We start from the raw sequence: 25880 nt of genomic DNA, 5'->3' as shown, positions 1-25880 counted from the left end.
ACCCCTCCGCCCCCGATTACGGGGGCACCTCCCAAGCGCAGCTTGGGGAGGAGAAGAGGGGCGGCGAAGAACATGACAAACCGCCGCCGATGCGCAATACCGCGCGCATGAATCCCTACCGTCATTTCATCGGCGAGATCGTGGGCGCGCTGCAGCGGATGCAGGCGGCCGGCGAATTGCCGGAAAAGCTCGATCTTGCTGCCATCACCGCCGAGCCGCCGCGCGATTCGGCGCACGGCGATATCGCGACCAACGCCGCCATGGTGCTGGCCAGGGCGGCGGGCAGGAAGCCGCGCGACATTGCCGACGCCCTGCTGCCCCGGCTGATCGCCAACCCCGACGTCGTGAGCGGCGCGGTCGCCGGTCCAGGCTTCATCAACCTCAAGATCGCCGACGGCTTCTGGCGCGAGCGGCTGCGCGACTGCCTGCGCGACGGCGTCGCCTACGGCGATTCGACGATGGGTGCCGGCCACAAGGTCAATGTCGAGTACGTCTCGGCCAACCCCACCGGGCCGCTGCACGTGGCGCACGCGCGCGGCGCCGTGGTCGGCGATGCGCTCGCCAACCTGCTGATCAAGGCAGGCTACGCCGTCACCAAGGAGTACTACATCAACGATGCCGGCGCGCAGGTCGACACGCTCGGCCGGTCGACCTATCTGCGCTATCGCGAGGCGCTGGGCGAGTCGATCGGCGAGATCCCGGATGGCCTCTATCCCGGCGAGTACCTGAAGGAGATCGGCGCGGCCATCGCGGCGCGCGACGGTGCGCGCTGGATCGGCAAGCCGGAAGCCGACTGGTTGCCGGCGATGCGCGACTTCGCCATCGCCACCTTGATGGCCGAGATCAAGGCCGACCTCGAGACCATGGGCGTCACGATGGACGTCTACTCGTCGGAGCGCGCCCTCGTCGATTCGGGCGCGGTCGACCGTGCCTTCCAGGACCTGGCACGCCAGGACCTGATCTACCAGGGCCGCCTCGAGCCGCCCAAGGGCAAGAAGCCGGACGACTGGGAGGATCGCGAGCAGACCCTGTTCCGGGCGACCCGGTTCGGCGACGAGGTCGACCGGCCGCTCAAGAAGTCGGATGGCAGCTGGACCTACTTCGCCAACGACATCGCCTATCACCACGACAAGTACCGCCGCGGCTTCGCCGACATGATCGACGTCTGGGGCGCCGACCACGCCGGCTACATCAAGCGCATGAAGTCGGCGGTGCAGGCGATCACCGAGCGCAAGGGTGAGCTCGACGTCAAGGTCTGCCAGCTCGTGCGGGTGATGAAGAATGGCGAGCTGGTGCGCATGTCCAAGCGGGCCGGCAGCTTCGTCACCCTGCGCGATCTGCTCGACGAGGTCGGGCCCGATGTCGTGCGCTTCACCATGCTGACGCGCAAGAACGACGCGCCGTTCGACTTCGACCTGGTGAAGGCCACCGAACAGTCACGCGACAATCCGGTGTGGTACGTCCAGTATGGCCATGCGCGCACCCGGTCGGTGATGCGCCAGGCTGCGGCGGCCGGCATCGCGACCGATGGGCTGGCCGACGCTCCACTGGACCGTTTGTCCGACGAAGGTGAGCTGGCCATGGTTCGTCTGATCGCGCAATGGCCGCGCACCATCGAGGCGGCAGCGGCTGCGCACGAGCCGCACCGCATCGCCTTCTATCTCTACGACCTCGCCGCCGCCTTCCATGCGCATTGGAATCGCGGTCGCGAGGAGCCCGGCCTGCGCTTCGTCGTCGAGGGCCAGGCAGAGCTCTCGCGCGCCCGCCTCGCGTTGGTACAGGCCATCGGATTTGTGATAGGATCAGGTTTAAAGGTCTTCGGCGTAACACCCGTCGAGGAAATGAGATAAGGCATGCATATCCGCCGGTCCCCCTCCGGCGACGGTCCGACGATCTACCGGCCCAACGAGTCGGTAGCCATGCGGCTCGATCCGCCGCCGCGACCCGTCGCGCACGAGCCTGATTCAATCCCGCCGCCGCCGCGCGATTCGCTGCTCATGCGAGTCAACCGACGGCGCGGACAGATCCTGACCGTCATGGTCTCGATCGCCGCCATCGCGAGCTTCGGCTCGGTCGTCTGGTGGGCGCACAACCAGGATGTGAAGGCCGGCGGCAAGGGCCTCGAGCCGCTGGTCGTTCAGGCGCCGACGACGCCGACCCGCACCAAGCCGGACAATGCCGGCGGCCTGGTGCCCCCCAACCAGGACAAGGAAGTCTTCAACCGCATCGCGCCGGGTGCCGTGCAGACCCAGCCCGAGAAGCTTCTGCCGGGTCCCACCAACCCGAAGCTGCCGGCCAACGGTCTGCCGACGCCGGCGGCTCCCAAGGAAGCCGAGCCGGCCAAGACCCCGACGCCGGTGCAGCCCGCCTCGACGACCGGCGCGGCAACGCCGGCGCCCGCCGCGGTGCAGCCGACCGACGTCAAGCCCGGCACCACCGAGAGCGGCCCGACCATCGCCAGCCTGATCGACAACATGTCGGGCCCGTCGGGCGGCTGGCGCGTGCAGGTCGCTTCGGTCAAGAACGAGGATGTCGCCAAGTCGACCTGGGCGCGCCTGCAGAGCGCCCACGGCGATGTCATGGCCAACCTCAAGATGCAGGCTGTGCGCGTCGATCTCGGCGAGAAGGGCGTATGGTACCGCGTCCAGGCCGGCCCGCTCGACGAGAAGCAGGCGCAGAGCGTCTGCAGCACCCTCAAGAGCCGCAAGGCCGACTGCGTCCCGGTCCCGCCGGCGCGCTGACGGGGGTGGGGACCGCCCTTCATTTTCCTCCCCAGCTTCGCTGGGGAGGAAAGTCACAGGCGGGTGAGACATGACCACCCCCCGCGCCGTGATCTTCGGCTGCGCTGGGCCCGACCTCACGGCCGACGAGCGCGATTTCTTCCGCGATGCAGATCCGCTGGGCTTCATCCTGTTCGCCCGCAACGTCGACACGCCGGAGCGCGCGCAGCGCCTGGTCGAGGAGCTGCGCTCGTCGGTCGCGCGCAGCGAGGCGCCGGTCCTGGTCGACCAGGAAGGCGGCCGGGTCGCCCGTCTACGGCCGCCGCACTGGCGGCGCGCGCCGCCCGCCCGGCTGCTGGGCGAGCTCTATGGCCGCGATCCCGAGCGCGGCCTCGAAGCGGCCGGCCTCAATGCCCGCCTGCTGGCGGCCGACCTTCTCTCCATCGGCGCCGACGTCGACTGCCTGCCGGTGCTCGATCTCGGCCTGCCCGAGACCCACGCTGCGATCGGCGACCGCGCCTTCGCCGCCCGGCCCGAGCCGGTCGCCGCGCTGGGCCGCGCCGCCGCCGAGGGGCTGATGGCCGAAGGCGTGATGGCGGTGATGAAGCACATGCCGGGGCACGGCCGGGCCACCGCCGACAGCCACCATGCCCTGCCCAGGGTCGACGCCTCGCGCGAGCTGCTCGAGCGCACCGACTTCCTGCCCTTCAGGCTGCTGTCCGACCTGCCGTGGGGCATGACCAGCCATCTCCTGTTCGAGGCGGTCGATCCCGCCGCGCCGGTCACGGTCTCGGCCCGCGCCATCAACGGCATCATCCGCGGCCATATCGGCTTCGACGGGCTGCTGCTCACCGACGACCTGTCGATGCAGGCGCTCGGCGGGTCGCTCGGCGAGCGGGCGGCGGGCGCCCTCGCCGCCGGCTGCGACATCGCCCTGCACTGCAACGGCGACCGGTCGGAGATGACCGATATCGTCGCCCGCACCGCGCCGATGACCGTCGCGGCCGTCGCCCGCTTCGATCGCGGCCGCAAGGCCCTGGCCCGCCATCGTGCGCCGCTCGGCAAGGGCGGGCTCGCCGAGGCCAGGCGGCGCTTGGCCTCGCTGCTGCCGGAATGGGGATAAGGGCCGACCAAATCCTGTGGCGGGTTGGGCTGCCACTGACTAAACCGGGCATGCATGGACGAGCCTAGCCGCCCCGCCACTCCTGACGGTTTCGCCGCCGCCGGTCCGGACATCATCGCGCCGGGCGAGGGCGAGCTGATCGTCAATCTTGAGGGCTTCGAAGGGCCGCTCGACCTTCTGCTCACCCTGGCGCGCGAGCAGAAGGTCGACCTGCGGCGCATCTCCATGGTCGCCCTGGTAGACCAGTATCTGGCGCACGTCGCCCAGGCGCGCCGCATGCGGCTCGAGCTTGCCGCCGACTATCTCGTGATGGCGGCCTGGCTCGCCTACCTGAAGTCGCGCCTGCTGCTGCCCGAGCCGCCGCCCGGCGAGGAGCCGACCGGCCAGGAGATGGCCGACGCCCTGCAGTGGCAGTTGCGCCGCCTCGAGGCGATGCAGGAGGCCGGCGTACGCCTGATGGCCCGCCCGCAGCTCGGCCGCGACATTTTCTCCCGCGGCAAGCCGGAGGGCGTCGTCGTCGTCCGCCGCACCGTTTGGGACGTCAAGCTCTACGATCTGTTGTCGGCCTATGGCCACCAGGTGCGGCCGAAGGACGCCGACACCTACCAGATCGAGCCCATGCAGTTCTTCTCGGTCGAGGAAGCGGCGGAGCGGCTGGGCCGCATGCTGGGCATCGCCATCGACTGGCAGACCCTGGAGGCCTTCCTGCCGGCTGGCCTCACCGACCCGACCCGCCGCCGTTCGGCGATGGCCTCGACCTTCGTCGCCGGCCTGCAGCTCGCCAAGGAGGGGGCGGTGGAGCTGCGCCAGACCGAGCGCTTCGGTCCGATCTTCTTGCGCAAACGCAGTGAGCAAAGGTAACGGCGTATCCGATGTCCCAAACCGAGTCCCGCCCTGCTGTGACCGAAGCCGAGTCCGGGCCCGTGTCCGAGGCTGAGATGACGCCCGAGGCCAGGTCGACGGTGTGCGGGCCCCAGGCAGCAACCGGAGCCGAGCCGATGGCCGCCGAGGCCCAGACAGTGACCGAGGCCAAGTCGCCGGCGTCGGAGCCCGAGGCAGCGAACGAGGAAGAGCCGCCTGCGGCCGAAACGGGGACGGTAGCCGAAGCAGAGGAGCCCGAAGCCGAGACGATTCCCGAGGCCGAGGAGGTTGCGGCAGAAGCCGAAACAGCAGTCGGGACCGAGGAGGCCGCGGTCGAATCGCCCGAAACGGAGGCCGAGCCGCTGGCTGCAATGGGCGCCGCGCCAGCGACCGTCACCGACGTCGTTTCATCCGATCACGCGCAGCATCTGCGCCTGCTCGAGGCGCTGCTGTTCGCCGGCACGCAGGCGCTCGACGAGAAGGAGCTCGCCGAGCGCCTGCCCAACGACGCCGACGTCAAGCGCCTGGTGGCCGATCTCAGCGAGCTTTACGCCGGCCGCGGGGTCAACGTCGTGCTGGTGGCCGGCGGCTACACCTTCCGCACCGCGCCCGACCTGGCCGAGAAGCTGAAGATCGAGCGTCCGGTGACGCGCAAGCTCTCGCGCGCGGCGATCGAGACGCTGGCCATCATCGCCTACCACCAGCCGGTGACGCGAGCCGAGATCGAGGAGGTGCGCGGGGTCGGCCTCAGCAAGGGTACGCTCGACCTGCTGTTCGAGCAGAACTGGATCAAGCCGATGGGCCGCCGCCGGGCGCCCGGCAAGCCCGTCACCTGGGGCACCTCCGAATTCTTCCTCGAGCATTTCGGGCTGCCCAGCCTCGATGACCTGCCGGGCAACGAGGAATTGAAGGCTGCCGGCCTCTTGGACCCGCGGGCACAGCCCCCCATATTCCGACCTGACGAGCCCGATCTTCCGCTCGAACCCGGCGAGGATGAGGCGCAGGAGCCTCTGGCGGTCGAAGAGAACAACCGCTAAAGCCCCTAAAGTACCTTATTCGGCTTGTTGCCGGGGCTTCGGACGCGGTGCCATAATCGGGCCGACGCCGATCGCAATCGTTTTGGGAGCATTTTCATATGGGTAGCTTCAGCGTATGGCACTGGCTAATCGTGCTGGCCGTCGTGCTGCTGCTGTTCGGCGGTCGCGGCAAGATTTCGCAGCTCATGGGCGATTTCGGCAAGGGCCTGTCGGCCTTCAAGAAGGGCGTGGGCGGCAGTCAGGAGGAGGCGGCTACGCCGGCGGGACAGCCGGGCGACGCCGCCAAGCCGATCGCGGCGCAGACCACCACCGCACCGCCGAACGGCCAGGTGCGCCAGGACAGCACCGCCAAGGTCTGACGGCCGTCACGCGGCCGACGGCCAAGGCCTGAACGGTGCTGATAAAGGTCTGAACGATGTTCGGTATCGACAGTCCCGAACTGCTGGTCATCGCCCTCGTGGCGCTGGTCGTCATCGGCCCCAAGGAGCTGCCGGGCATGCTGCGCAGCTGGGGCAAGTGGATGGCCCAGGCGCGCGCCATGGCGTCGGAGTTCCGCGGTCATGTCGACGACATGGTCCGCCAGTCCGAGCTCGACGAAGTGAAGAAGCAGCTCGAATCGGCGCCCGGTCTCGACCTGCAGGCGCTCGATCCGACCAAGGAGATTCGCAGCGCCATCCAGGACGGCATGGCGGAGGGCCAAAAGGCCATCGACGAAGCCAAATCGACCATCGACAATCCGCTGGCCGAGCCGGAATCCGCGCCGCAGATCGCTGCCGAGCCGACGCCTGCCGAGACCCCACGCCTCGAGGCTGCCATCGAGCCGGCGCCGCCGCCTGTAGTCGCAGAGACGGCACCGGCGCCCGTTGCGGAGGCCGCTCCGGTCCCGACCGTCGAGGACAAGCCGGCCAAGGCCGCCGCAGCCGGGTGAGGGATGTTTCTGCGTTCCCCCACTATGAAGTCAGGCGCCCTGAGCGAAGGCGTCCCTCATGTCATCCTGAGCGCAGCGAAGGATCTCATCGCCAGTAGTTCCAAAGCACTCTCCTGGCGGGCGGCGATGAGGTCCTTCGCTTACGGCGCGGTAAACCGCGCCTTGCTCAGGACGACAGAGAAGGTCCAGGTCAACTGCCAGTCGGCGCGCCGATCGTGAATTAGCGCTTTGAATTGAAAGCCAAAGGGCGGCATAACCCGCCACTCATGCTGCGAAGCGTATAGTGACCCAGGCGCACGACGGACCCGAAGACGACAAGCCGATGCCGCTGCTCGATCACCTGATCGAGCTGCGCAAGCGTTTGATCTATGCACTGGTCGGTTTCCTCCTCGTCTTTTTCGTCACCTTCTATTTCGCCAAGCCGATCTTCGAGTTCCTGATCCAGCCGGCGCGTGCCGATGGCTACAAGGTCATCGTCCTCGACATCTTCGAGTTCTTCTTCGTCACGGTGAAGCTGTCGGCCTTCGTCTCGCTGATCGTCGGCTTTCCGCTGATCGCCTCGCAGATCTGGCTGTTCGTGGCGCCGGGCCTCTACCGCCACGAAAAGAAGGCGTTCCTGCCGTTCCTGATCGCCACGCCGTTCATGTTCTATGCCGGCTGCGCGGTCATGTACTACCTGGTGATGCCGTACGTGATCAACGTGATGTTGTCGCAGTACGTGCCCGAGGACATCGAGAAGACGCTGCGCTCCTCCGATTACCTCGAACGCGTGCTGCAGCTCGTCTTCGCCTTCGGCTTCGCCTTCGAGGTGCCGGTGCTGCTGACCCTGCTGATCCGGGTCGGCATCGTCACCAGCGAGGGTCTGCGGGCCAAGCGCCGTTACGCCATCGTCGTCGCCTTCATCGTCGCAGCCGTGCTGACCCCGCCCGACGTGGTTAGCCAGGTCGCCCTTGCCATCCCGTTGCTGGCCTTCTACGAGATCAGCATCCTGATCGGCCGGCGGATCGAGAAGCGGCGCGAGGCCGAGGAGAAGAAGGCCGAGGAAGAAGCCAACAAGCCCGAAGCCGCCGGCAGCTGACCATGCACGACATCCGATTCATCCGCGACAACCCGCAGGCGTTCGACGCCGGCCTCAGGAAGCGCAACCTGGCGCCGCTCTCGGCCGAGCTGCTGGAGATCGACAAGCGCCGCCGTGCCGCCATCACCGAGAGCGAGTCGGCGCAAGCCAGGCGCAAGGCGCTGAGCCGTCAGGTCGGCGTCGCCAAGGGCAAGGGGGAGCCGGCCGACGCGCTGATGGCCGAGGTCGCCGAGATCGACGCCGGCCTCAAGGCGGGCGAGGTCGAGGCCCGGCGGCTCGACGAGGAGCTGACGCTTCGCCTCGAGGTGCTGCCCAACCTGCCGCTCGACGAGGTGCCGGACGGCGCCGACGAGACTGCCAACGTCGAGGTCCGCCGTGTCGGCAGCCAGCGCAATTTCAGCTTCAAGCCCAAGGATCACGTGGTGCTGGGCGAGGCCACGGGCGAGATGGATTTCGCCGCCGCGGCGCGCATCTCGGGCGCGCGCTTCGTGTTCCTCAAGAACCATCTGGCGCGGCTCGAGCGGGCGATCGCCCAGCTCATGCTCGACCTGCACACCAGCCCCGAGGGCGGCTACACCGAGGTCAACCCGCCGCTGCTGGTGCGCGACAACGCGGCCTACGGCGTCGGCCAGCTGCCGCGCTTCGCCGAGGACATGTTCCACACCGACAACGGCTTCTGGCTGATCCCGACCGCCGAGGTCTCGCTCACCAACCTGGTGAACGACATGGTGCTGGACGAGACGGACCTGCCGCTGCGCTTCACCGCCTGGACGCCGTGCTTCCGCTCCGAGGCCGGTTCGGCCGGCAAGGACACGCGCGGCATGATCCGCCAGCACCAGTTTCCCAAGGTCGAGCTGGTCAGCATCACCACGCCCGACCAGTCGGCCGCCGAGCACGAGCGCATGACCGGCCGCGCCGAGGAGGTGCTGAAGCGCCTCGAGATTCCGTTCCGCACCATGCTGCTGTGCGGCGGTGACATGGGGCCGGCCTCGCGCAAGACCTTCGACATCGAGGTCTGGCTGCCCGGCCAGGACGCCTATCGCGAGATCTCGAGCTGCTCGAACTGCGGCGACTACCAGGCGCGCCGCATGAATGCGCGTTACCGGCCAAAGGAAGGGAAAGGCACGCGCTTCGTGCACACCCTCAACGGCTCGGGGCTGGCCTGCGGGCGCACCCTGATCGCGGTGCTGGAGAACTACCAGAACGAGGACGGCTCGGTGACCATTCCCGACGTGCTGCGGCCCTACATGGGCGGGCTCGCGGCGCTGCCGGCGCCGGCGGCGCGGAAGTGAAGCCGGCCGAGCTCTCCAAGGCGCGCATCCTCGTCACCAACGACGACGGCATCCACGCGCCCGGCCTCGAGGCGCTGGTCGAGATCGCGACGCAGCTTTCCAGCGACGTCTGGATCGTGGCGCCTGAGGTCAATCAGAGCGGCGCCGGTCATTCGCTGTCGCTGTCGCGCCCGATCCGCTGCCGCGAGGTCAGTGAGGCGAAGTACGCTGTGGAAGGCACGCCGACCGACTGCGTGCTGTTCGCCGTCAAGCACCTGCTGAAGGACCGCAAGCCCGACATCGTGCTGTCGGGCGTCAATCGCGGGACCAACATGGCCGACGACGTCACCTATTCGGGCACCATCGCGGCGGCGATGGAGGGATGTCTGCTCGGCCTGCCATCGATCGCCTTCAGCCAGGCCTACATGCACGACCATCCGGTGAAGTGGGGCACCGCCACGCACCACGGCGCCGCGGTGGCGCGTCGTATCCTGACGGTCGACTGGCCGCGCAACGTGCTGATGAACGTCAACTTTCCCGATGTCGTCGCGGCCTCGGTCAAGGGGGTGCGGATCACCCACCAGGGTACGCGCGGCTTCGGCGGTCACATCATCGAGCGCCGCGACCCGCGCGGCGGGACCTACTACTGGATCGGCTACCAGCCGCAGGAAAGCGAGATCGACGAGGGCAGCGACATCGCCGCCGTCCGGTCCGGCCATATCTCCGTGTCGCCGCTCCATCTCGACCTGACGCACGACGGCATGCGCCGCAAGCTCGCTGGCCAGTTCGAGGCGCTCGGCTCCGAGGCCGACTAGGACGCACGGCCGTGAATGTTCCGGCCATGCAACGCCTGATCGCCGAGTTGCGCAGTTCGGGCATCTCGGACGAGGCCGTGCTGGCCGCCATTGGCGCCGTCGATCGCGAGCGCTTCGTGTCGCCGACCTTCGCCGAGCGCGCCTGGGACAATACGGCGCTGCCCATCTCCTTCGGCCAGACCATCAGCCAACCCCTGGTCGTCGCCGCGATGACCGAGGCGCTGCGTGTCGGCCCGCGCATGAAGGTGCTCGAGATCGGCACCGGCTCGGGCTACCAGGCGGCGGTGCTGGCCAAGCTGGCGCGCCGTGTCTACTCGGTCGAGCGCTACAAGCCGCTGTCGCGCGAGGCCGAGCGCCTGCTGATCGATCTGCGCATCCACAACGTCGTGTTCGACGTCGGCGACGGCAGCAAGGGCTGGCCGGGCCAGGCGCCGTTCGACCGCATCATCGTCACCGCCGCCGCCGAGGAGCGCCCGCAGGCCCTGATCGACCAGCTCGCCATGGGCGGCATCCTGATCGTCCCGGTCGGCCGCGACCCGACGGCCCAGGTCGTCGAGCGCATCGTCAAGAGCGACAAGGGCCTGCAGCGCGACACCCTGATGCCGGTGCGATTTGTCCCCCTGGTGACGGGCGCCCTGCCGGTGCTGGGGCAGGGGTGAAACGGGCGGACGACACCGCCGACCACATATCGATATCTATCTGCCGATCCGTGCGACGGCCTCTGCCGGTGTCACGATGTGAATATTCAGATGCTGCCCAATTGCCAACAAGTGCCCGTCGCCGGAGACGAGAAGATCGGCCGCGGCGGCGACAGCAGCGGCGATAACGTGGTCGTCATCTGGATCCCCCGGTACGACCGCCGGTGCTTCGGCGGGCGACACGTTGATGGCCAACGCGCTATAGAGGGCGATGGCTTGGTCAACCGATGAGTTCAGTCTTTGAAGGCGGGAAGCCAAATGCTTACGCGTCAGCACGGCGCGCAGTTCGTCCAGCAGTGCTGGGGAAGTACACAGCACGAGATCGCCATCGGCTGCCGCTTCAATCAGTTTGTAGGGCGTGCCTCCCCAGATCAGCGCCGAGATGACGACGTTCGTATCAAGAACGATCCGCACCACTGCCCGCTGACTTTTCGCCCTGAACCTCGGCGGCGCGCCGCTCTGCGCGATAGGCTCTCACTTCTGTGTTGAGCTCATCGATCGACATCGGCTCGACATCCGCAGCCTGGATGCGCCTTGCTACTTCAAGTAGGCGGCTTCCAGCCTGCCGGCGCATTGCGTCCTCTAGCAGTTCTTGAATGGCGCCGTCGGAGAGCAGCCCGGCTTCCCGGGCGCGTTGCGCCAGATCATCGGGTAGCCTGATCACCAACTCCGTCATCTCATGCTCCATGCCTTCGTCGGCAGAGTATTTGATTTCGCCGAGCGCAGCGAGGCGCCTCTCGTCGGCATGCCCGCAGCACTCAATATGGTTTCAATCTAGTGATTCCCCGGGTCACTGCCATGTCCGGTTTATGAGAGATTGCTCTATGGGTGCATTCTGACCGGCCATGTAAGAGTTTTGGAACAAATCTTTGAAAATTAAGGAAAATAGTGTCGGAAGCCGTATTTCCGCCGAATTCGTCCTGCAGTAAAATAGGCGCATGAAAAGTGCCCCTCGCTCCTCCTCGCGATGGGCCGGTCGGCTGCGCACGCTGGGGACAATGGCGGTGCTCTCGATCGCGCTCGGCGCCTGCTCCAACATGCTCGGTGGTGGCCGTGACGGCACCATGGAGTATCCCGGCTCGGGCGCCGGTCCGGGCGCCACCGCCATCTACGTCGTCAAGGACAAGGACACGATCGAAGGCATCTCGCAGCGCTACGGCGTGCCGGTCCAGACGATCGCCGAGCGCAACAAACTGCAGCCGCCCTACACGCTGAAGCCCGGCCAGTCGCTGGCGATGCCGGGCGCCAGGTTCGTCCCCGATTCCACCGGCGGGCCGACGACGGCGGCCGCCAACAACGCGCCTGGGTCGGTGAAGCGCGAAACGCTCGCGAGTCCGATCAAGGGCGAGCCGCCGCGCTCGGCGGCTCCCGGGGAGCCGACGCAGACCAGCCCGCCGGCGAGCCAGACCAGCGTCACCGTGCCGGCGACGCCGCCCCCGGCCGCGCCACCGCCCGCCCGCATGGCGTGGCCGATCAAGGGCAAGATCCTGGCGCCGTACGGCACCACCAGCGGCGGCCAGAAGAATGACGGCATCGACATCCAGGCCGAGCAAGGCGCGCCGGTGAAGGCAGCCGAAGACGGCACCGTCGTCTACTCGGGCAGCGAGGTCGCCCATCTCGGCAACCTGCTGCTGGTGCAGCATCCCGGCGGCTACATCACCGCCTATGGCAACAACGAGGCGCTGCTGGTGAAGAAAGGCGATACGGTCAAGAAGGGCCAGGCCATCGCCAAGGCCGGCAACTCGGGCGGCGCCGCGAGTCCGCGCGTGCATTTCGAGGTGAGGCGCGGCGGCAGCCGCACCGTCGATCCGATGACGGTGCTGCCGCCCCAGTGACGAGGGACCAGATCAGATCGGGTTGGCAGGATAGAACGAAGCGATGAAGAGCAGGGCGCGCTTCTCGTCGGCTGTCAGCCTGTAGAAGCCCTCTCCGCCGTCCACACGGCTGAACTTCCGATCGATCTGCATGACCATACCGAGGATGTCGTCTGGCAGGCGGGCCGTGGAATCGATGGATGCGAAGGCCTGACCATCCTCGTCATGCGCTACTCTCGACCGGCGTTCGAAGAGGTAGAAGAGCTGTGTCGTGACGGTCTTCCCGAGAATAGTGGTATCCGTCACCTCGAGTGCGAGGCAGATCAGGCTGCCGCCCCAGTCGGCTTCAGCGTGGAATATGTCGCCTTCCTGGATGCGCTGCAGGACCGACTCGCGAGGCGTCATCGAAGAAATCTCACCTTGACCGGGACTTTGCTTTCCGGCCTGGGGGCGCCTGGGTTCTTGTCGCCGCAACCCGGTGCGCCGCCGCCAAGGCCGCGCGCGCCCAGGTGACCAGCTCGTCAGGCTCGTCGATCAGCCGTTCCGGCACGCGCCAGAAGGACAGGTCGATGCTGTTGCCCTGCTTGGCGTAGTTGAGCGGCGGATAGGCTTCGGCCTCCTTGAACGTCTCGCGGTTGTGGTTATCGACCCGGACATAAAGCGTGTCCTCGGTCACCATTCCGAACATCACGCCCTGGCAGAACACGCCGGTCTTGCCGAACATGCGGCGCATCGAGAGGTGGCCGAGCGGGGCGAGCTGATCGCGCAGGAACTCGGCGAAGGAGGCGCTGGCGACCATGCTCAGTCCTCCGAAGCGCGCGGCGGAAACTCCTCGAACTGCGGAAGAGCATCGGTGATGGTGAACCACGGTGCCTTGGAGCCGACGAAGATATGGGCGCTCGCCCGGATGCTGGGCGCATCGATCAGCGTTCCCATGGCGACATGGACGAAGCCGCCGTTGCGCACGACCGAGTAGAGCAGCGAGCCGCACAGCCGGCAGTGCGTGTCATTGGCGTTGACGTCGCCGAAGATCATGAGCTTGCCCTCGCCCTGGGTGACGATCAGCTTGTCGCGCTCGATCCCGGCGAACGGCTTGAAGGCCGACCCGGTCGTCCGCCGGCAGTTCGAGCAGTGGCAGTTCATGGCGTACAGGAAGGCATCGGCTACGGTGTAGAGGACGGCACCGCAAAAGCACTTGCCCGACAGGATGCGGATCGTCGTCGATTCGGAGGCTGCCACGTCTCTCCCCATTGCGGTCGCAGGCGGCCATGCCGTCTCTGAACCGGAGCTTGTAAAGCAAGGAAAGGTCCCCTCGCTGCGCTCGGGACGACAATATTTCTGTCATCCCGAGCGCAGCGAGGGACCCTTGATTGCCTCAACCTATGATCGCCTCACCAACCCCGGATACATCACCGCGTCACCGTGGCTGGCCATGTAGGCGAGCTCTTCCTCGGTGATGTACTCGGGTGTCCTGCCGGTGCCGGCGCACAGCGTCTCGACGATGATGTTGCGCTTGACCTCGCTCACCAGCACGCAGGTGCGGTGATAGGCCTCCGATACGCTGCGCCCCAGCACGGTGAAGCCGTGGCGGCGCATGATGATGCAGTTGGTGTCCTGGATGAACGTCTTGATCGGCGCCACGTCCTCCTCGACGTTGACGCTGGCCGGCAGGTAGTGCGCCGGCTTCTGCATCAGGTAGCCGTAGGTCAGGCTGAAGGAGCGGATCTCCTGGAAGCCCGCCGCCAGGAAGGCGATGGTCTCGTCGTGATGCAGGTGGATCACGGCGTTGACGTCGGGCCGCAGCCGCAGGATCTCGCGGTTCATCTGGTGACCGACCGTCGTCGCCCGCTCGCCGCGCAGGATGCGGCCGAACGGGATGTCGGTGATCACCAGATCCTCCTCCTCGACCTCCTCCAGGCTGATGCCTTGCGGCTTGGCGTAGCAGACGCCGTGCTCGTGGTCGGGATGGGGCACGCGGATCACCATGCCGCCGACGCTGCTGTTGACCAGCCCGCGCGCCGCCAGCCGATGGGCGTAGGTGACGTAGCTCTTGGTCACCTTCGGGTCGAAGACGACACTAGGCTCGGGCGTCAGTTCGTTGACTTGGTAGGTCCTGGGCGTGCTGCTGCCGTCCATCTTGGTATCCTTTCTATTCGGGCTTGATGCCGAGCCGGTCGGCGAGCGCGCTGAGATCAGCGGTCTGCTTCGCCATGGTCTCGGCGAACGATTGGGGAGCGGACAGGACAGGCTCGACGTCCAGGGCGCGCAGCGCCGTCGCGCCCGGCCCGGCCAACATGCCGTCGGCGAGCGCGCGCTGGATGCGTTGCGCGATCTCCGGCGACAATCTGGCCGGTGCGACGACGCCGTACCAGAACGCTGCATCGAAATCCTTGACGCCGAGGCTCTCGAAGGTCGGCACGTCGGGCAGTACCGGCGACCGCCGCGTCACGGCAAAGCCGATGAGCCGCCCGTCGCGCACCAGCCCTGCCGATCCGGAAGGATTGTCGAGCATCACCGCGACCGTGCCGTTCATCAGGTCGGGGTAGGCGAGGGCGGAGCCTTTATACGGCACGTCGACCATCTTGAGGCCGGCGATCAGCTCGAACTGACGCGTCAGCAGGTAGCCCAGGGTCGACACACCGACCGATGCCGAGGTGAGCTTGCCGGGCTGCGCCTTGGCGTTGGCGATGAACCCCTGCAGGTCGCGAGCGCCCGCCGCCGGCCCGCCGATCAGGATGTAGGGTGTCGTCCCCAGCAGGGTGATCGCCGTGAACGACTTCACCGGGTCGTACGGCAGGTCCTTGCGGAACGCCGGCGCCGCGGCATGGCTGCTCGCGGTGGCGATGCCGATCGTGTAGCCGTCGGGCTCGGCCTTGGCGACGATGTCGCTGCCGAGCGTGCCGCCCGCGCCGGGCTTGTTCTCGACCACCACGGGCACGCCGAGCGCCTCCGACAGACGCTGCATGGACAACCGGGCAACTGAGTCGGTCCCGCCGCCGGGCGGCAACGGCACGATGCAACGGATCGGCCGCGCCGGCCAGGTCTCGTTGGCCGAGGCGACGGATGGCACGGCCAGGGGAGAAACCGCCAGGCTGCTGATGAAAGCACGACGCGACTGCTGCATTCCGCTAACCCTTGCCGGCTGCCTGTCCGATGAGCCCGCCGAAGCTTAGGAAAGCCGAGGTACGGCGGCAAGGTCGTGCCGCCGCAGGCGTAGCAGCACCATTCAAATTCCTCCCCAGCTTCGCTGGGGAGGTGCCCCGTCACACGGGGCGGAGGGGTCATGGGCCATGAGTCGAGGCTTCACGATCAGGACTCATGACTCATGGCTCATGACCCCTCCGCCCGCGGTTGCGCGGACACCTGTACCAACAGGGTTGGGGAGGAGAATGAGCGAGCGGACCGCTCGCGGTCCGGAAGAAATGAACGTGATCCTTCCGACCAGACCGGGACACCATGCGCGGGCCATTGCTTGACATCCTTTCAGGGCTTGTCTTGGCTGATCGACGAGCAGCGTGAGGTTGGATCAAGCCTCCTCTGCCGCGGACCTCGTCAGGTCCGGAGCCGGGCGACGGTCGCCGCGTGGCGGACTGTCGTGCCGACATCGTTCGGCGTCATGGCCGCCTAATGTGTGCGGCACTGTGGTGAGTGGCGTACGATCACCTCTATCGCGCGTATTTTTCCGAGAGTGCGCCCGCTTCGGGCAGGAGGCGCGAATGATCCGACACCTGCGCGTGCTTGCTTTGGCTATCTGGTTTCTCGCCGGCATTGCGGGCGGCAGCTCCGCTCTGGCCCAGAAGACCGGCGGCATTCTGAAAGTCTATTCGCCGGACAGTCCGGCCAGCATGTCTCCCCTGGAAGAGGCAACGACCTTTGCCGTCGGCCCGATGATGGGTGTGTTCAACAACCTGGTCCTCTTCGACCAGGGCGTGAAACAGAACAGCCTCCAGTCGATCGTTCCCGAGCTGGCAACGGACTGGTCGTGGAGCGAGGACGGCACCCAGCTGACGTTTCGGCTGCGCCAGGGCGTCAAGTTCCACGACGGTCAGCCGTTCACCGCCAAGGACGTCGAGTGCACGTGGAACCTCCTGCTGGAGAAGTCGGTCGAGAAGCTGCGCGTCAACCCCAGGTTCTCCGTCTTCAAGAATCTCGACCGCGTCACCCCCAACGGTGATTGGGAGGTCACCTTCCATCTCAAGCGGCCGCAGCCGGCTTTTTTCATGCTGATCGCCGGCGGCACCGGCGCCGTCTATCCCTGTCATGTGCCGCCTGCGGCGATGCGCAAGCGTCCGATCGGGACCGGGCCGTACGTGTTCGTCGACTACAAGCCGAACCAGTACATCAAGGTGGCGCGCAACCCGGCCTACTGGAAACCGGGCCGCCCCCATCTCGACGGCATCGAGTACACGATCATCAAGAACGTCGCGACCGGGATGATGGGTTTCACCTCGGGCACGTTCGACATGGCGTTTCCCTACCAGGTTTCGCTGCCGGTCCTGAAGGATGTCAGGAAGCAGACTCCGGCGGCGGTCTGCGAGGTCACGCCGGGCACCACGAACCGCCATGTCATCATCAATCGCTCCGTTCCGCCGTTCGACAATCGCGATGTGCGGCTGGCGATGGCGTTGTCGATCGATCGGCAGGCATTCATCGACATTCTCGCCGAAGGCCAGGGCGACATCGGCACGATCCTGCAACCGGCGCCGGCCGGGCTGTGGGGCATGCCGCCCGACATGCTGAAGGATCTGCCGGGATACGGGCCCGACGTGAAGAAGAACCGCCAGCAGGCCCGCGCGATCATGGAGGGGCTGGGCTACGGCCCGGGCAAGCGCCTCAAGCTCAAGCTGACGACGCGGGACCTGGCGTCGTATCGCGATCCCACGGTGCTGCTGCTCGACCAGCTCAAGGAGATCCATTTCGACGCGGAGCTCGAGCCGGTCGAGACCGCCACCTACTTCCCCAAGATCCGCCGCAAGGATTTTACCGTCGGCCTGAACGTGCAGACCAGCGGTCCCGATCCCGACCCGGCGCTCGACCTGTTCTACGGCTGCGGGTCGAGCCTGAACTGGGACGGCTACTGCAATCCCGAGATCGACAAGATGATCGAGCAGCAATCGAGGGAAGCCGACGAAAGCCGGCGCAGGCAGCAGGTCTGGGCCATCGAGCGCAAGCTGGCGGAGGATGCCGGGCGACCGATCATCTACTACGGCAGCGCCGGGAGCTGCCGGCATTCCCACGTCAAGGGAACCACGCTGATGGTCAACAGCATCTTCAACAGCTACCGCTACGAGGACATCTGGCTGGACAAGTAGACGAGCCGCGGGCGATCCCATTGCGTCTCCGCGAAGATACTATGCCAAGGCGGAGATGACCCGGGCGCTGCCGAGCGCCGCACGTGAGCGGGCGCGGGTTCGGGGTAGCGGCCCGGTGCCGGCACGGAGTACCGTCTCGGCATGAAGCGCGGCATCTATGCGGGCTCGTTCGATCCCGTGACCCTGGGCCATCTCGACGTGATCCGTCGCGGCGGCCTGATCGTCGACGAGCTGCGCATCATGATCGGCGTCAACCCGAAGAAGGTCGGCGGCTTCTTCAAGGTCGAGAAGCGGCTGGAGCTGATCGAGGAATCGCTCGAGCACATGAAATGGTTCGGCAAGGACAGGAGCGCCTTTCCGGTCGGCACGTTCAGCGGGCTGCTGATGGATTACTGCAAGACGCACGCCGTCGCCTTCAACATCCGCGGCCTGCGCGCGGCGCAGGATTTCAACTACGAGTTCGAGATGCACGGCACCAATGTGGACATGGCGCCCGAGGTAAACACCGTCTTTCTGGTGGCACCGCCGTCGTTCCAGTTCATCAGCAGCACCACCATCAAGGAGCTTGCGAGCTACCGCTCGCCGGCGCTGCGCAAGTACGTGACGCCGTGCGTGGTCGGGGCGCTGCTCGAGGCGAACCAGGCGTGACGGGCACCGGACAGGAGTGCCGTCCACACGATGACATTACGTCGTCCGTCCTTCGCGCCTGGCCAAATCGGCTCAGGTTCGTGTCCCCTTCAGAATCTCACGCGACGAGCGCGCCGTAGTCGTGGGCATATTCGCCGGCTTCGAACCGGCCAATGCGCTGGCGGCAGCATTTCCCGGGCCACAGATAATCGACCCGACCTTCAGCCGGCCGATAGAGGGCAGTGTAGACCGTGGTGAATCCGCGATGGCGGGAATAAAGCGGTGCCGCGAGAAACCGATCTACGAGGGCCGATAGTGACATCGTCGGATCCCCGAGAGCCTGGAGCAGAGCGTCTTGCCGTTCGATCGAGCGTGCCATGGCGGGTGATGGCGACGACGGGATCAGTTCCTGGTGATTGGTGCAGACTCGCGCCAGCGAGACTCCTGGAACCCGATCAGGGCCAAGGAACACGGTTGCATGGTTGCCCGACCGGTCGAGCAAGGTCACGTTCTGCGACAGCGCGACGGGAATTCGCGTCAGCGCCGCAACCGCCTCGTCGACGCGACGGCAGGTCTCGAGGACGTAACGCACCATCAGGATGATCGAGAAGCCGCGACCCCGGCTCGGGCTTCCACCCGCCGTCAGGCTTGCAACGAGCCCCTCCTCGTTCATGCCGTCGAGACAGCCGCCCCAGGGCCTCTGGGCCTTGGCAATCACCTCTCGCCCCGACCACAACGTGGCCTCGAAGCGGTCGGAGACGACGTCGAGCGGAAAATCGTAATTGCGGATCAGCGCCGGGCCACCGGGCCCGAGCCACACCGCCTGGCTGCAGCCGTGACTGACGGGAGCCGGACGATAGTGACTCAGGATCCGATGGGCGAGTTCATCGTCGCCGACCAGGCTGCAGGCCCGATCATACTGCGGCAGCAGCTCCGGCATATGCCGGTTGAGCGCATCTCGACATTCCCTGGCCGTGGGAGCGTTCTCGGGGTTCCCCCCGAGGTACCATCGTTCAGCTTCCTGTCGGCCGGCGATGAAGCGAGACAGCCACGGCTCGCCCGGCTGATCCTCGCGCGCAAAGATGAAGCGTTTCAGCACCGCCCGATCAGAGTAGCAGGACTCGCAACCAGCTTGCAGAATGCCCCAGGCCAACTCTCAGGCTCTGCTCGCACCACTGATGGCAGGCACCATGTCACTTCTCACGTCCGGCAACGCAAAGCAGTATGGCGACAGCCGCAAGCTCGAGGCGCGTGCGCGTCTCAACCGGGAATATACGATCGCCGAGGTGGGCTGGTTCTCGTGGGTTGCGAGACAGTTGCCCCTCGAAGCCGGCAACCGAGTCCTCGATGTCGGTTGCGGCCCGGCCTGGTTCTGGGCGGCGACAGCCAGTGTGTTGCCGGCGAACATCGATCTGACGCTGTCCGATCTCTCGCCCGGCATGGTCAGGGAGGCCGAGGATCGTTGCAAGACGTTGCCGTTCGGATCGGTGCGCGGTCGGGAGGCCGATGCTGCCGCGCTGCCCTTCGAGGAAGGCTCCTTCGACGCGGTCATCGCAATGCACATGCTCTACCATGTGCCGGATCCCGCGAGGGCCATCGCCGAGATGTTTTGCGTGCTGAAGCCGGGTGGCTTCCTGGCGGTGACGACCAACGGCGCTGGCAACATGCGCAAGATGTACGAACTTGCGACCGTGTTCGGCAGTCCTCCTCATGATCCGGCAACGGAAGCCTTTGGATACGAAGCGGCGGATCGACTGATGCGGTCCCGGTTCGGCAACGTCGCCATGTCACAGCATCCGGCGGTCCTTCGGGTCACCGAGCCGGAAGACGTCTTCCTGGCGCTCACGTCCTATCCGCCCGGCGACGAGGCCGGCGAGGCCGAGCTCGTCGCGTTGCGCATGGCAATAGTCGATGCCTTTCGCCAAGGGAACGGGGTGCTTGAAACGGAGAAGCAGACCGGGTTGTTCGTCAGCAGAAAGCCGAAGTGAAAGCTTTCACGACGCTGCCTACGCCGGACGGGTCAGGTTGTACTGGTAGTCCTCGCGCGAACTGCCTTCGGCCCGCAGCCCCGGCGGCATCGGCGCGCGGGTGGCGTTTACCTTGGCGTGGGCATCGAGTGCGGCCTGGTCGGACCACAGTTCCAGCAGAGTGAGCTTGTCGGGGTTCAGCACGCTCTGAAAGACCTCGAACTGCTCGCAGCCAGGTTCCGTCGCGACCTCGGCGCAGCGCTGCCGGAAGGCCTGTGCGAGTTCCGTCCCTTTGCCTGGGACTGCATTGATTGTGACGACCAGCCGAACTTTCATGGTGAATCCCCTGACCGAGTGATGTGCAGGAGTAGTTACCCTGGTTTGCCGCGCGTCAAGCGGAGCGCCGCTAGTCTGCGAGCGCTGGGTCGGCCCAACCGCTTCACCGGCGGGACTTCGATCAGTCGCGCTAGAGGTCGTCTGCCTCCTAATAGCATTAGATAGCTACCCCTTCACTGAATGCAAGTGGTGAGGTTGAGCGGGCCACGCTCACACGACCTTGCCATCGATCTTGTAGGCCCCCTTGCGGTCCTCGATCTCGAGCACCCAGAGGTCGGGATCGCGCGCCACCTGGCGGGCGATGTAGGCGTCGGCTTCGGCTTCGGGGACTGGAGTGGCGCCGGTGCCGCGGCTCCACGCCGGCTCGTCGTCGAACGAGCTGGTCTGGGTGTAGACGGTGACACCAGCCTCGAAGCGGTTGAGCTTCAGCAGCACGGTGCCGGCATCAGGGTCGCCACGGCGCACGACGGTCGCCGGAATGAACGCGCGATCGCACAGCCGCACCTGGGCGCTGATCCATAGCCCGGTGGTGAGACCCATCACCATGTCGGCGCGCCCTACGCCAGCGCGGCGTCGAGATTGTCGAACACGGCGCGCGCGCCGCGCCAGCGGTAGCGCACGCAGGCGAAGGGCAGGGCCTGCAGCGCGGCGTCGTGCGAATCGATCAGGGCGGCGGGCGCGATCAGGATCGGCCGCAGCCGGGCATCGCCGCGCGCCGCGGCGAGCGACAGCGAGCCGACGGCCAGGGCGAGCTCGTCCGGTCGCCCGTCGGCCACCAGGGCGAACAGCGGACGCGGCAGCTCGCCGCGCAGGGTGAAGAGAGTGGCGTCGCCGCCGAACAAGCCGCGCTTGGCCAGCTCCTCGTGCAGGGCGCCGTCGACCAGCTGGCGGTCGCAGGCGACGCGCGCCGAATCGGTCGATGCCGGCGGCACGCACAAGCCGGTCCGCATCGCGTGAGTTTCGCCGGCCTTGAAGCCGCGTACCGACTTCACGAACTGCCCGAGCAGGCGCGCGAACCGCGGGCTGTCGAGCGGCGCCACGACCAGCGCCTCGGTCTCCTTGCCGTCCGGCCAGGCGAGCGGGCACCACACGCCATCGGTCAGGAAGCTGCGGAAGCCAGCCTTGCGCCGGCCTGGCCGGGTGCCGCCGATGCGGCCGGAATGGACGAGATAGAGCGCGCCCGCGTCGTCGCTCGCGATCAGCCCGGCGAGCCGCCGGTCAGCGCCGGCGCGCGCCAGGTTGATCTCGCAGGTGACGCTCTCGCGCCGCGCCGGCGCGTCCGGCGCATGGCCGAGCAGCAGGCCGTAGCGGTTGGCGGTGCCGTTCTTCGCCGTGCGCGCTTCGAGGGCCCACCAGAAGCCTTCGTCGCGCATCCAGCGGATGGTGGTGGTGAGCTCGCCGCCGCGCCAGGTCAGGCGAACACCGCGGGCGGGCACGCCCTTCAGGGCGCTTTGCAGACGCTTGACGGCGCGCTCGATGCGCCGCGGTTCCTCGACGACACGCAGCATGCGCAATTGTAGCGCCGGTTGGCGCTCTTGCCGATGTGGACAGGTTGGGCCATGTACGCCTCCCCAACGCAGTCGACCATGGCCGATCCGCCCCTTCTCGCACTCTCCGACATCCGCTACCGCCTCGGCGGCCAGGTCATCCTGGACGGCGTCGAGCTCGGCATTGCGCCGGGCGAGCGGCTGAGCCTGGTCGGCCGCAACGGCGCCGGCAAGTCGACCCTGCTGCGCATCCTGGCCGGCGAGCCGATCGCCGATTCAGGCACGCGCTTTGCCCAGCCCGGGGTCACCATCGCCACCCTGCCGCAGGAGCCGGATTTCTCCGGCCATCCCAGCGTCGCGCACTATGTCGCGGCCGCGCTCGTCGATTCGCATGGGCCATCGGATTACCGCGTCACCGCGCTGCTCGAAGAAGTGAAGCTCGACGGCACACTCGACCCGGCGACCCTGTCGGGCGGCGAGGCGCGCCGCGCCACCCTGGCCCGCGCCCTGGTGGCCGAGCCCGACGTGCTGCTGCTCGACGAACCGACCAACCATCTCGACCTGCCGACCATCGAATGGCTGGAGGAGAAGCTCGCCGGGTGGAAGGGCGCCTACGTGCTGGTGAGCCACGACCGGCGCTTCCTGGACAATCTGGCGCGCGCCGTGCTGTGGCTCGACCGCGGCATCGTGCGCCGGCTCGACAAGGGCTACGCCGCGTTCGAGGAATGGTCGAGCGACATCCTGGAGCGCGAGGCGACCGAGCGGCACAAGCTCGATCGCCTGATCGAGCGCGAGACCGAATGGGCCGGCAAGAGCATCCGCGCCCGCCGCACCCGCAACGAAGGCCGCCTGCGCCAGCTCCAGGCGCTGCGCAAGCAGCGCCAGCAGCAGATCGGCGCCGTCGGGCGCGCCACCATCGAGGTCGGCGCCGCCGAGCAGTCGGGCTCGCTCGCCATCACGGTGCGCCACATCGCCAAGCGCTTCGGCGAGCGCACCATCGTCGGCGATTTCTCGACCCGCATCTTCCGCCGCGACCGTGTCGGCCTGATCGGCCCCAACGGGGCGGGCAAGACGACGCTGCTGCGCATGCTGATCGGCGAGCTCGAGCCCGATACCGGCTCGGTGAAGCTGGGCGCCAACCTGGTGCCGGTCGTGATCGACCAGCGCCGCGCCGGGCTCGATCCGGAGAAGACGCCGTGGGATATCCTCGCTGACCGCAACGACCATCTCTCGGTGCGTGGCCGGCCGATGCACGTCATGAGCTACCTGCGCCAGTACCTGTTCCGCGACGAGCAGGCGCGCCAGCCGGTGCGCACCCTGTCGGGCGGCGAGCGCAACCGGCTGCTGCTCGCCAAGGCGCTGGCCGCACCCTCCAACCTGCTGGTGCTCGACGAGCCGACCAACGATCTCGACGCCGACACGCTCGACCTGCTGCAGGAGGCGCTGTCGGACTACGACGGCACCGTCCTGCTGGTGAGCCACGACCGCGACTTCCTCGACCGGCTGGTGACCTCGACGATCGCGCTCGAGGGCGACGGCACGGCGATCGAGTATGCCGGCGGCTACAGCGATTACGTGGCGCAGCGCGGCCCGCGCGAGGCGCCGGCGGCGACAGCGCGGCGCGACAAGGCGCCCGTCGCCGCAGCATCGCGCCCAGAGGCCCCGGCCGCCCCGGCGCGGCGGCTGGGCTACAAGCGTGAACGGGCGCTTGCCGAGCTGCCCAGGAAGATCGACGCCCTGCACGCCGAGATCAGCTCCCTGCAGCAGGCATTGGGCGACACGGACCTTTACCGTCGCGATGCCGCATCCTTCGCCGCCAAGACCAGCCGCCTCGGCGCCGCCCAGGCCGAGCTCGACGCCGCCGAGACCGAATGGCTGGAGCTCGAGCTCCTGCGCGAGGAGCTCAAGGGCTGACGTGACGCCAAGAATGCGTCGTTGAGCATCGATGCCTGCCTCACGGGGTGGGTCGCTACTGCCTCTTGCTTTTGAATACATACTGATGTATGTAAAGGCAATGGGCCACATCAGCATTCGCGACCTGCAGAAGATTTCCGGTGAAGCCATTGGAGCTCTGCCAGGGCCGACGCCGGTGAAATCCGGAGATCGGACAGTCGGGTTGCTGATTCCACTCAAAGCCACGGACCCGGATCGCCTCGCCGCCGTGCTGGCGCGTGCCGAGGCGCTGGCCAAGCGGCGCGATCGGGCGGCGGATGACGCAGCCCTTGCCGCGATGGGTATCGATCCGACCGACTGGTCTGTCGAGGCAGTACGGGCGCTGAAGAATGAGCGGCGCTGAGGGATGCGGATGCCTTCGTCGACCCTTGTCCTCGACGCAGCAATTCTGATCTCGGCGGTATTTGGCCGAAGCTCTGGTGCAATCCTGGCGGCGCAGCGCGTTTCGGTGCTGTTGACGACAGATCGCGTGATTCACGAGGCGCGCCGGAGGCTCGAGCTGGGACTGAAGCGCCCGGATCTGCTCGAAGTCCTGGACGATCTCGTTGCGACCCTCATCATAGTGCCGGTCAGCGCACTCGAAGCGCTGCTTGCTTCGTGTGAGGTCGCGCTCCGCGACGCCGTGGCCAGTCGCAATGGCTCGACGCGTGACGCCCACGTCCTCGCATTGGCGTGGAGCGTCGAAGGGGATGTGTGGACCACCGATCGCGACTTCGCGGGAACGGGTGTGGCTACGTGGTCGACGCTCAATCTCATGCGGAAGCTTGCCGAAGCGGCGACTCCGTAGCCGCGTGAATGGGGTTTTCGTCAGTGACGTTGACGCAGGCCCGCTGGCACGCTCAGTAGCGATCGAAGAAATCCTGGAGGCGTGCCGGATCGTTCGTCACCGTGAGGCCAAGCATGGCGAGGATGCGAGCCTTCTGCGGGCTCAGATTGTCGGCGCTCACGAATCCGCGTCGGTTGAGCGAGGTGTGCCCGGGAACCGGGCTATGGCCGGAGCGGGCGGCCAGAAAGATGCGCACGTTCCCACGATGGGCGTTCTCCAGCGCCGTTTCCTGGGTCGGCGCTGGACGGCCGGTCGCGAAGCCAGCGACCACGATCCCCTGGACGCCAGCCGCAACCAGGGCGTCGATCGGTTCACGACCAGCTTCCGCATAGGAGTACACGATGTCCACGCGCGGTAGCGTCGCAATGTCCTCGAGGTTGAATTCCGATTCCACCGTATGCAGCCTTGTCGGATGCCGGTAAACCGAGACGGCACCATCGGGACCGACCATTCCCAGCATGCCGAGCTCCGGCGAGCGGAAGCCGTGCGTTCGGAAGCCGATCTCCTTGCTGACGTCGCGCGCCGCATGGATCTCGTCTTGGAGCAAGGCGAGGACACCGCATCCTCTGCTCTGCGGTGCAATGGCGACGCGGACCGCGTTCAACAGATTGAGTGGTCCGTCGCTGCCGATCACATTCCAGGGCCGGAAGGCTCCGACGAGGACCACAGGGACAGTTGCCTTGACGGTCAGGTTCAGGAAGTACGCGGTCTCCTCGAGGGTTCCCGTCCCGTGAGTCACGACGATACCGTCGAGCGGCCTGGTCCTGTCCGCCGTTTCCCGGATCGTCCGGTCGAGGGCGATCCAGTCGTCGCGTGTGATGTCGAGGCTGTCGATGGTGCGAAAGGGGATCGGGACGATCTCGGCAACGTCGCGGAGCGGCGGAAGCTCCGCCGCCAGCACCTCGGGCCCGACGATCCTTGCCCCGGTGCCGTAGTCGAACAAATCCAGGGAATGACGGGAGATCGTCGACAGCGTTCCCCCCGTGCCGATCAGCGCGACGCGCGGCAGGCGGCTCCCGGACATGGC

General features: G+C 67.0%; 30 protein-coding genes. 18 read left to right on the top strand and 12 right to left on the bottom strand.

The window, feature by feature from the left end; translation table 11 throughout:
• Positions 1 to 107 precede the first annotated feature (107 nt).
• From argS to ACILR9_RS27125, 11 genes are all read left to right on the top strand, one after another.
• Positions 108 to 1850 (top strand): arginine--tRNA ligase, encoded by a 1743-nt coding sequence (gene argS / locus ACILR9_RS27175; protein WP_395713109.1) that lies wholly within the window; start codon positions 108 to 110, stop codon positions 1848 to 1850.
• A 3-nt stretch (positions 1851 to 1853) separates the two neighbouring features.
• The gene (locus ACILR9_RS27170) at positions 1854 to 2741 is read left to right on the top strand and encodes an SPOR domain-containing protein (RefSeq protein ID WP_395713103.1); all 888 of its coding nucleotides are present in this window, start codon (positions 1854 to 1856) and stop codon (positions 2739 to 2741) included.
• A 70-nt stretch (positions 2742 to 2811) separates the two neighbouring features.
• Positions 2812 to 3843 (top strand): beta-N-acetylhexosaminidase, encoded by a 1032-nt coding sequence (nagZ, locus tag ACILR9_RS27165; protein ID WP_395713102.1) that lies wholly within the window; start codon positions 2812 to 2814, stop codon positions 3841 to 3843.
• Between the two features lie 54 nt (positions 3844 to 3897).
• Positions 3898 to 4704, top strand: coding sequence for a segregation and condensation protein A (locus ACILR9_RS27160; protein WP_395713101.1), 807 nt, complete (start codon positions 3898 to 3900; stop codon positions 4702 to 4704).
• Positions 4705 to 4841: 137 nt separating this feature from the next.
• Positions 4842 to 5741, top strand: a complete 900-nt coding sequence (gene scpB / locus ACILR9_RS27155) for an SMC-Scp complex subunit ScpB (protein WP_395713100.1) — start codon at positions 4842 to 4844, stop codon at positions 5739 to 5741.
• A gap of 98 nt (positions 5742 to 5839) precedes the next feature.
• On the top strand, positions 5840 to 6100 hold the full coding sequence (locus ACILR9_RS27150; RefSeq protein WP_395713099.1) for a twin-arginine translocase TatA/TatE family subunit: 261 nt from the start codon (positions 5840 to 5842) through the stop codon (positions 6098 to 6100).
• 56 nt (positions 6101 to 6156) lie between these two features.
• Positions 6157 to 6669, top strand: coding sequence for a Sec-independent protein translocase protein TatB (tatB, locus tag ACILR9_RS27145; protein ID WP_395713098.1), 513 nt, complete (start codon positions 6157 to 6159; stop codon positions 6667 to 6669).
• Positions 6670 to 6991: 322 nt separating this feature from the next.
• Complete coding sequence (gene tatC, locus ACILR9_RS27140; protein WP_395713108.1) at positions 6992 to 7747, top strand: twin-arginine translocase subunit TatC; 756 nt, start codon at positions 6992 to 6994, stop codon at positions 7745 to 7747.
• A gap of 2 nt (positions 7748 to 7749) precedes the next feature.
• Complete coding sequence (gene serS / locus ACILR9_RS27135; protein ID WP_395713097.1) at positions 7750 to 9039, top strand: serine--tRNA ligase; 1290 nt, start codon at positions 7750 to 7752, stop codon at positions 9037 to 9039.
• Entirely contained in the window at positions 9036 to 9833 is a 798-nt protein-coding gene (surE, locus tag ACILR9_RS27130; RefSeq protein ID WP_395713096.1) for a 5'/3'-nucleotidase SurE, read from the top strand. The genes serS and surE overlap by 4 nt, the downstream gene beginning before the upstream one ends.
• Positions 9834 to 9859: 26 nt before the next feature.
• Positions 9860 to 10492 carry a protein-L-isoaspartate(D-aspartate) O-methyltransferase gene (locus ACILR9_RS27125; RefSeq protein WP_395713107.1) on the top strand — a complete coding sequence of 211 codons (633 nt, stop codon included), beginning with the start codon at positions 9860 to 9862 and terminating at the stop codon, positions 10490 to 10492.
• A 36-nt stretch (positions 10493 to 10528) separates the two neighbouring features.
• Here ACILR9_RS27125 and ACILR9_RS27120 read toward each other — a convergent pair whose 3' ends face one another.
• Positions 10529 to 10948 (bottom strand): putative toxin-antitoxin system toxin component, PIN family, encoded by a 420-nt coding sequence (locus ACILR9_RS27120; RefSeq protein ID WP_395713095.1) that lies wholly within the window; start codon positions 10946 to 10948, stop codon positions 10529 to 10531.
• The gene (locus tag ACILR9_RS27115; protein ID WP_395713094.1) at positions 10929 to 11207 is read right to left on the bottom strand and encodes a hypothetical protein; all 279 of its coding nucleotides are present in this window, start codon (positions 11205 to 11207) and stop codon (positions 10929 to 10931) included. The genes ACILR9_RS27120 and ACILR9_RS27115 overlap by 20 nt, the downstream gene beginning before the upstream one ends.
• Before the next feature lie 262 nt (positions 11208 to 11469).
• Between ACILR9_RS27115 and ACILR9_RS27110 the strand changes: the two genes are divergently transcribed.
• On the top strand, positions 11470 to 12366 hold the full coding sequence (locus tag ACILR9_RS27110) for a peptidoglycan DD-metalloendopeptidase family protein (RefSeq protein WP_395713093.1): 897 nt from the start codon (positions 11470 to 11472) through the stop codon (positions 12364 to 12366).
• A gap of 12 nt (positions 12367 to 12378) precedes the next feature.
• Here ACILR9_RS27110 and ACILR9_RS27105 read toward each other — a convergent pair whose 3' ends face one another.
• The 5 genes from ACILR9_RS27105 to ACILR9_RS27085 form a co-directional block, all read right to left on the bottom strand.
• Positions 12379 to 12750 carry a hypothetical protein gene (locus tag ACILR9_RS27105; protein ID WP_395713092.1) on the bottom strand — a complete coding sequence of 124 codons (372 nt, stop codon included), beginning with the start codon at positions 12748 to 12750 and terminating at the stop codon, positions 12379 to 12381.
• A gap of 10 nt (positions 12751 to 12760) precedes the next feature.
• Entirely contained in the window at positions 12761 to 13144 is a 384-nt protein-coding gene (locus tag ACILR9_RS27100) for a TfoX/Sxy family protein (protein WP_395713091.1), read from the bottom strand.
• Between the two features lie 2 nt (positions 13145 to 13146).
• Positions 13147 to 13596 (bottom strand): GFA family protein, encoded by a 450-nt coding sequence (locus tag ACILR9_RS27095; protein ID WP_395713090.1) that lies wholly within the window; start codon positions 13594 to 13596, stop codon positions 13147 to 13149.
• Between the two features lie 129 nt (positions 13597 to 13725).
• Positions 13726 to 14481, bottom strand: a complete 756-nt coding sequence (locus ACILR9_RS27090) for a class II aldolase/adducin family protein (RefSeq protein ID WP_395713089.1) — start codon at positions 14479 to 14481, stop codon at positions 13726 to 13728.
• 13 nt (positions 14482 to 14494) lie between these two features.
• Positions 14495 to 15469 (bottom strand): Bug family tripartite tricarboxylate transporter substrate binding protein, encoded by a 975-nt coding sequence (locus tag ACILR9_RS27085; RefSeq protein WP_395713088.1) that lies wholly within the window; start codon positions 15467 to 15469, stop codon positions 14495 to 14497.
• 592 nt (positions 15470 to 16061) lie between these two features.
• Here ACILR9_RS27085 and ACILR9_RS27080 point away from each other — a divergent pair.
• Complete coding sequence (locus tag ACILR9_RS27080; RefSeq protein WP_395713087.1) at positions 16062 to 17657, top strand: ABC transporter substrate-binding protein; 1596 nt, start codon at positions 16062 to 16064, stop codon at positions 17655 to 17657.
• Between the two features lie 141 nt (positions 17658 to 17798).
• Positions 17799 to 18305, top strand: a complete 507-nt coding sequence (gene coaD, locus ACILR9_RS27075; RefSeq protein WP_395713086.1) for a pantetheine-phosphate adenylyltransferase — start codon at positions 17799 to 17801, stop codon at positions 18303 to 18305.
• 97 nt (positions 18306 to 18402) lie between these two features.
• Here coaD and ACILR9_RS27070 read toward each other — a convergent pair whose 3' ends face one another.
• Positions 18403 to 19425 (bottom strand): C45 family autoproteolytic acyltransferase/hydolase, encoded by a 1023-nt coding sequence (locus tag ACILR9_RS27070; RefSeq protein ID WP_395713106.1) that lies wholly within the window; start codon positions 19423 to 19425, stop codon positions 18403 to 18405.
• Positions 19426 to 19474: 49 nt separating this feature from the next.
• Between ACILR9_RS27070 and ACILR9_RS27065 the strand changes: the two genes are divergently transcribed.
• Entirely contained in the window at positions 19475 to 20272 is a 798-nt protein-coding gene (locus ACILR9_RS27065; protein ID WP_395713105.1) for a class I SAM-dependent methyltransferase, read from the top strand.
• 18 nt (positions 20273 to 20290) lie between these two features.
• Here ACILR9_RS27065 and ACILR9_RS27060 read toward each other — a convergent pair whose 3' ends face one another.
• From ACILR9_RS27060 to ACILR9_RS27050, 3 genes are all read right to left on the bottom strand, one after another.
• Positions 20291 to 20587 carry an antibiotic biosynthesis monooxygenase family protein gene (locus ACILR9_RS27060; RefSeq protein WP_395713085.1) on the bottom strand — a complete coding sequence of 99 codons (297 nt, stop codon included), beginning with the start codon at positions 20585 to 20587 and terminating at the stop codon, positions 20291 to 20293.
• 210 nt (positions 20588 to 20797) lie between these two features.
• Positions 20798 to 21133, bottom strand: coding sequence for a DUF1491 family protein (locus ACILR9_RS27055; protein WP_395713084.1), 336 nt, complete (start codon positions 21131 to 21133; stop codon positions 20798 to 20800).
• Between the two features lie 11 nt (positions 21134 to 21144).
• The gene (locus ACILR9_RS27050; protein ID WP_395713083.1) at positions 21145 to 22095 is read right to left on the bottom strand and encodes a hypothetical protein; all 951 of its coding nucleotides are present in this window, start codon (positions 22093 to 22095) and stop codon (positions 21145 to 21147) included.
• A gap of 78 nt (positions 22096 to 22173) precedes the next feature.
• Between ACILR9_RS27050 and ACILR9_RS27045 the strand changes: the two genes are divergently transcribed.
• The 3 genes from ACILR9_RS27045 (at position 22174) to ACILR9_RS27035 (ending at position 24814) form a co-directional block, all read left to right on the top strand.
• Positions 22174 to 23988 carry an ABC-F family ATP-binding cassette domain-containing protein gene (locus ACILR9_RS27045; protein ID WP_395713082.1) on the top strand — a complete coding sequence of 605 codons (1815 nt, stop codon included), beginning with the start codon at positions 22174 to 22176 and terminating at the stop codon, positions 23986 to 23988.
• Between the two features lie 100 nt (positions 23989 to 24088).
• Positions 24089 to 24370: a hypothetical protein gene (locus tag ACILR9_RS27040; RefSeq protein ID WP_395713081.1), complete on the top strand. Its 282-nt coding sequence runs from the start codon at positions 24089 to 24091 to the stop codon at positions 24368 to 24370.
• A gap of 9 nt (positions 24371 to 24379) precedes the next feature.
• The gene (locus ACILR9_RS27035; protein ID WP_395713080.1) at positions 24380 to 24814 is read left to right on the top strand and encodes a PIN domain-containing protein; all 435 of its coding nucleotides are present in this window, start codon (positions 24380 to 24382) and stop codon (positions 24812 to 24814) included.
• A gap of 52 nt (positions 24815 to 24866) precedes the next feature.
• Here ACILR9_RS27035 and ACILR9_RS27030 read toward each other — a convergent pair whose 3' ends face one another.
• Positions 24867 to 25877 carry an asparaginase gene (locus ACILR9_RS27030; protein ID WP_395713079.1) on the bottom strand — a complete coding sequence of 337 codons (1011 nt, stop codon included), beginning with the start codon at positions 25875 to 25877 and terminating at the stop codon, positions 24867 to 24869.
• Positions 25878 to 25880: the final 3 nt, after the last annotated feature.

The organism is Reyranella sp. (assembly GCF_044224635.1).
In the GTDB taxonomy this organism is placed as follows: domain Bacteria; phylum Pseudomonadota; class Alphaproteobacteria; order Reyranellales; family Reyranellaceae; genus Reyranella.
The sequence above is the reverse complement of the archived record's forward strand: the minus strand, read 5'-3'. Positions and strand labels throughout refer to the sequence as shown.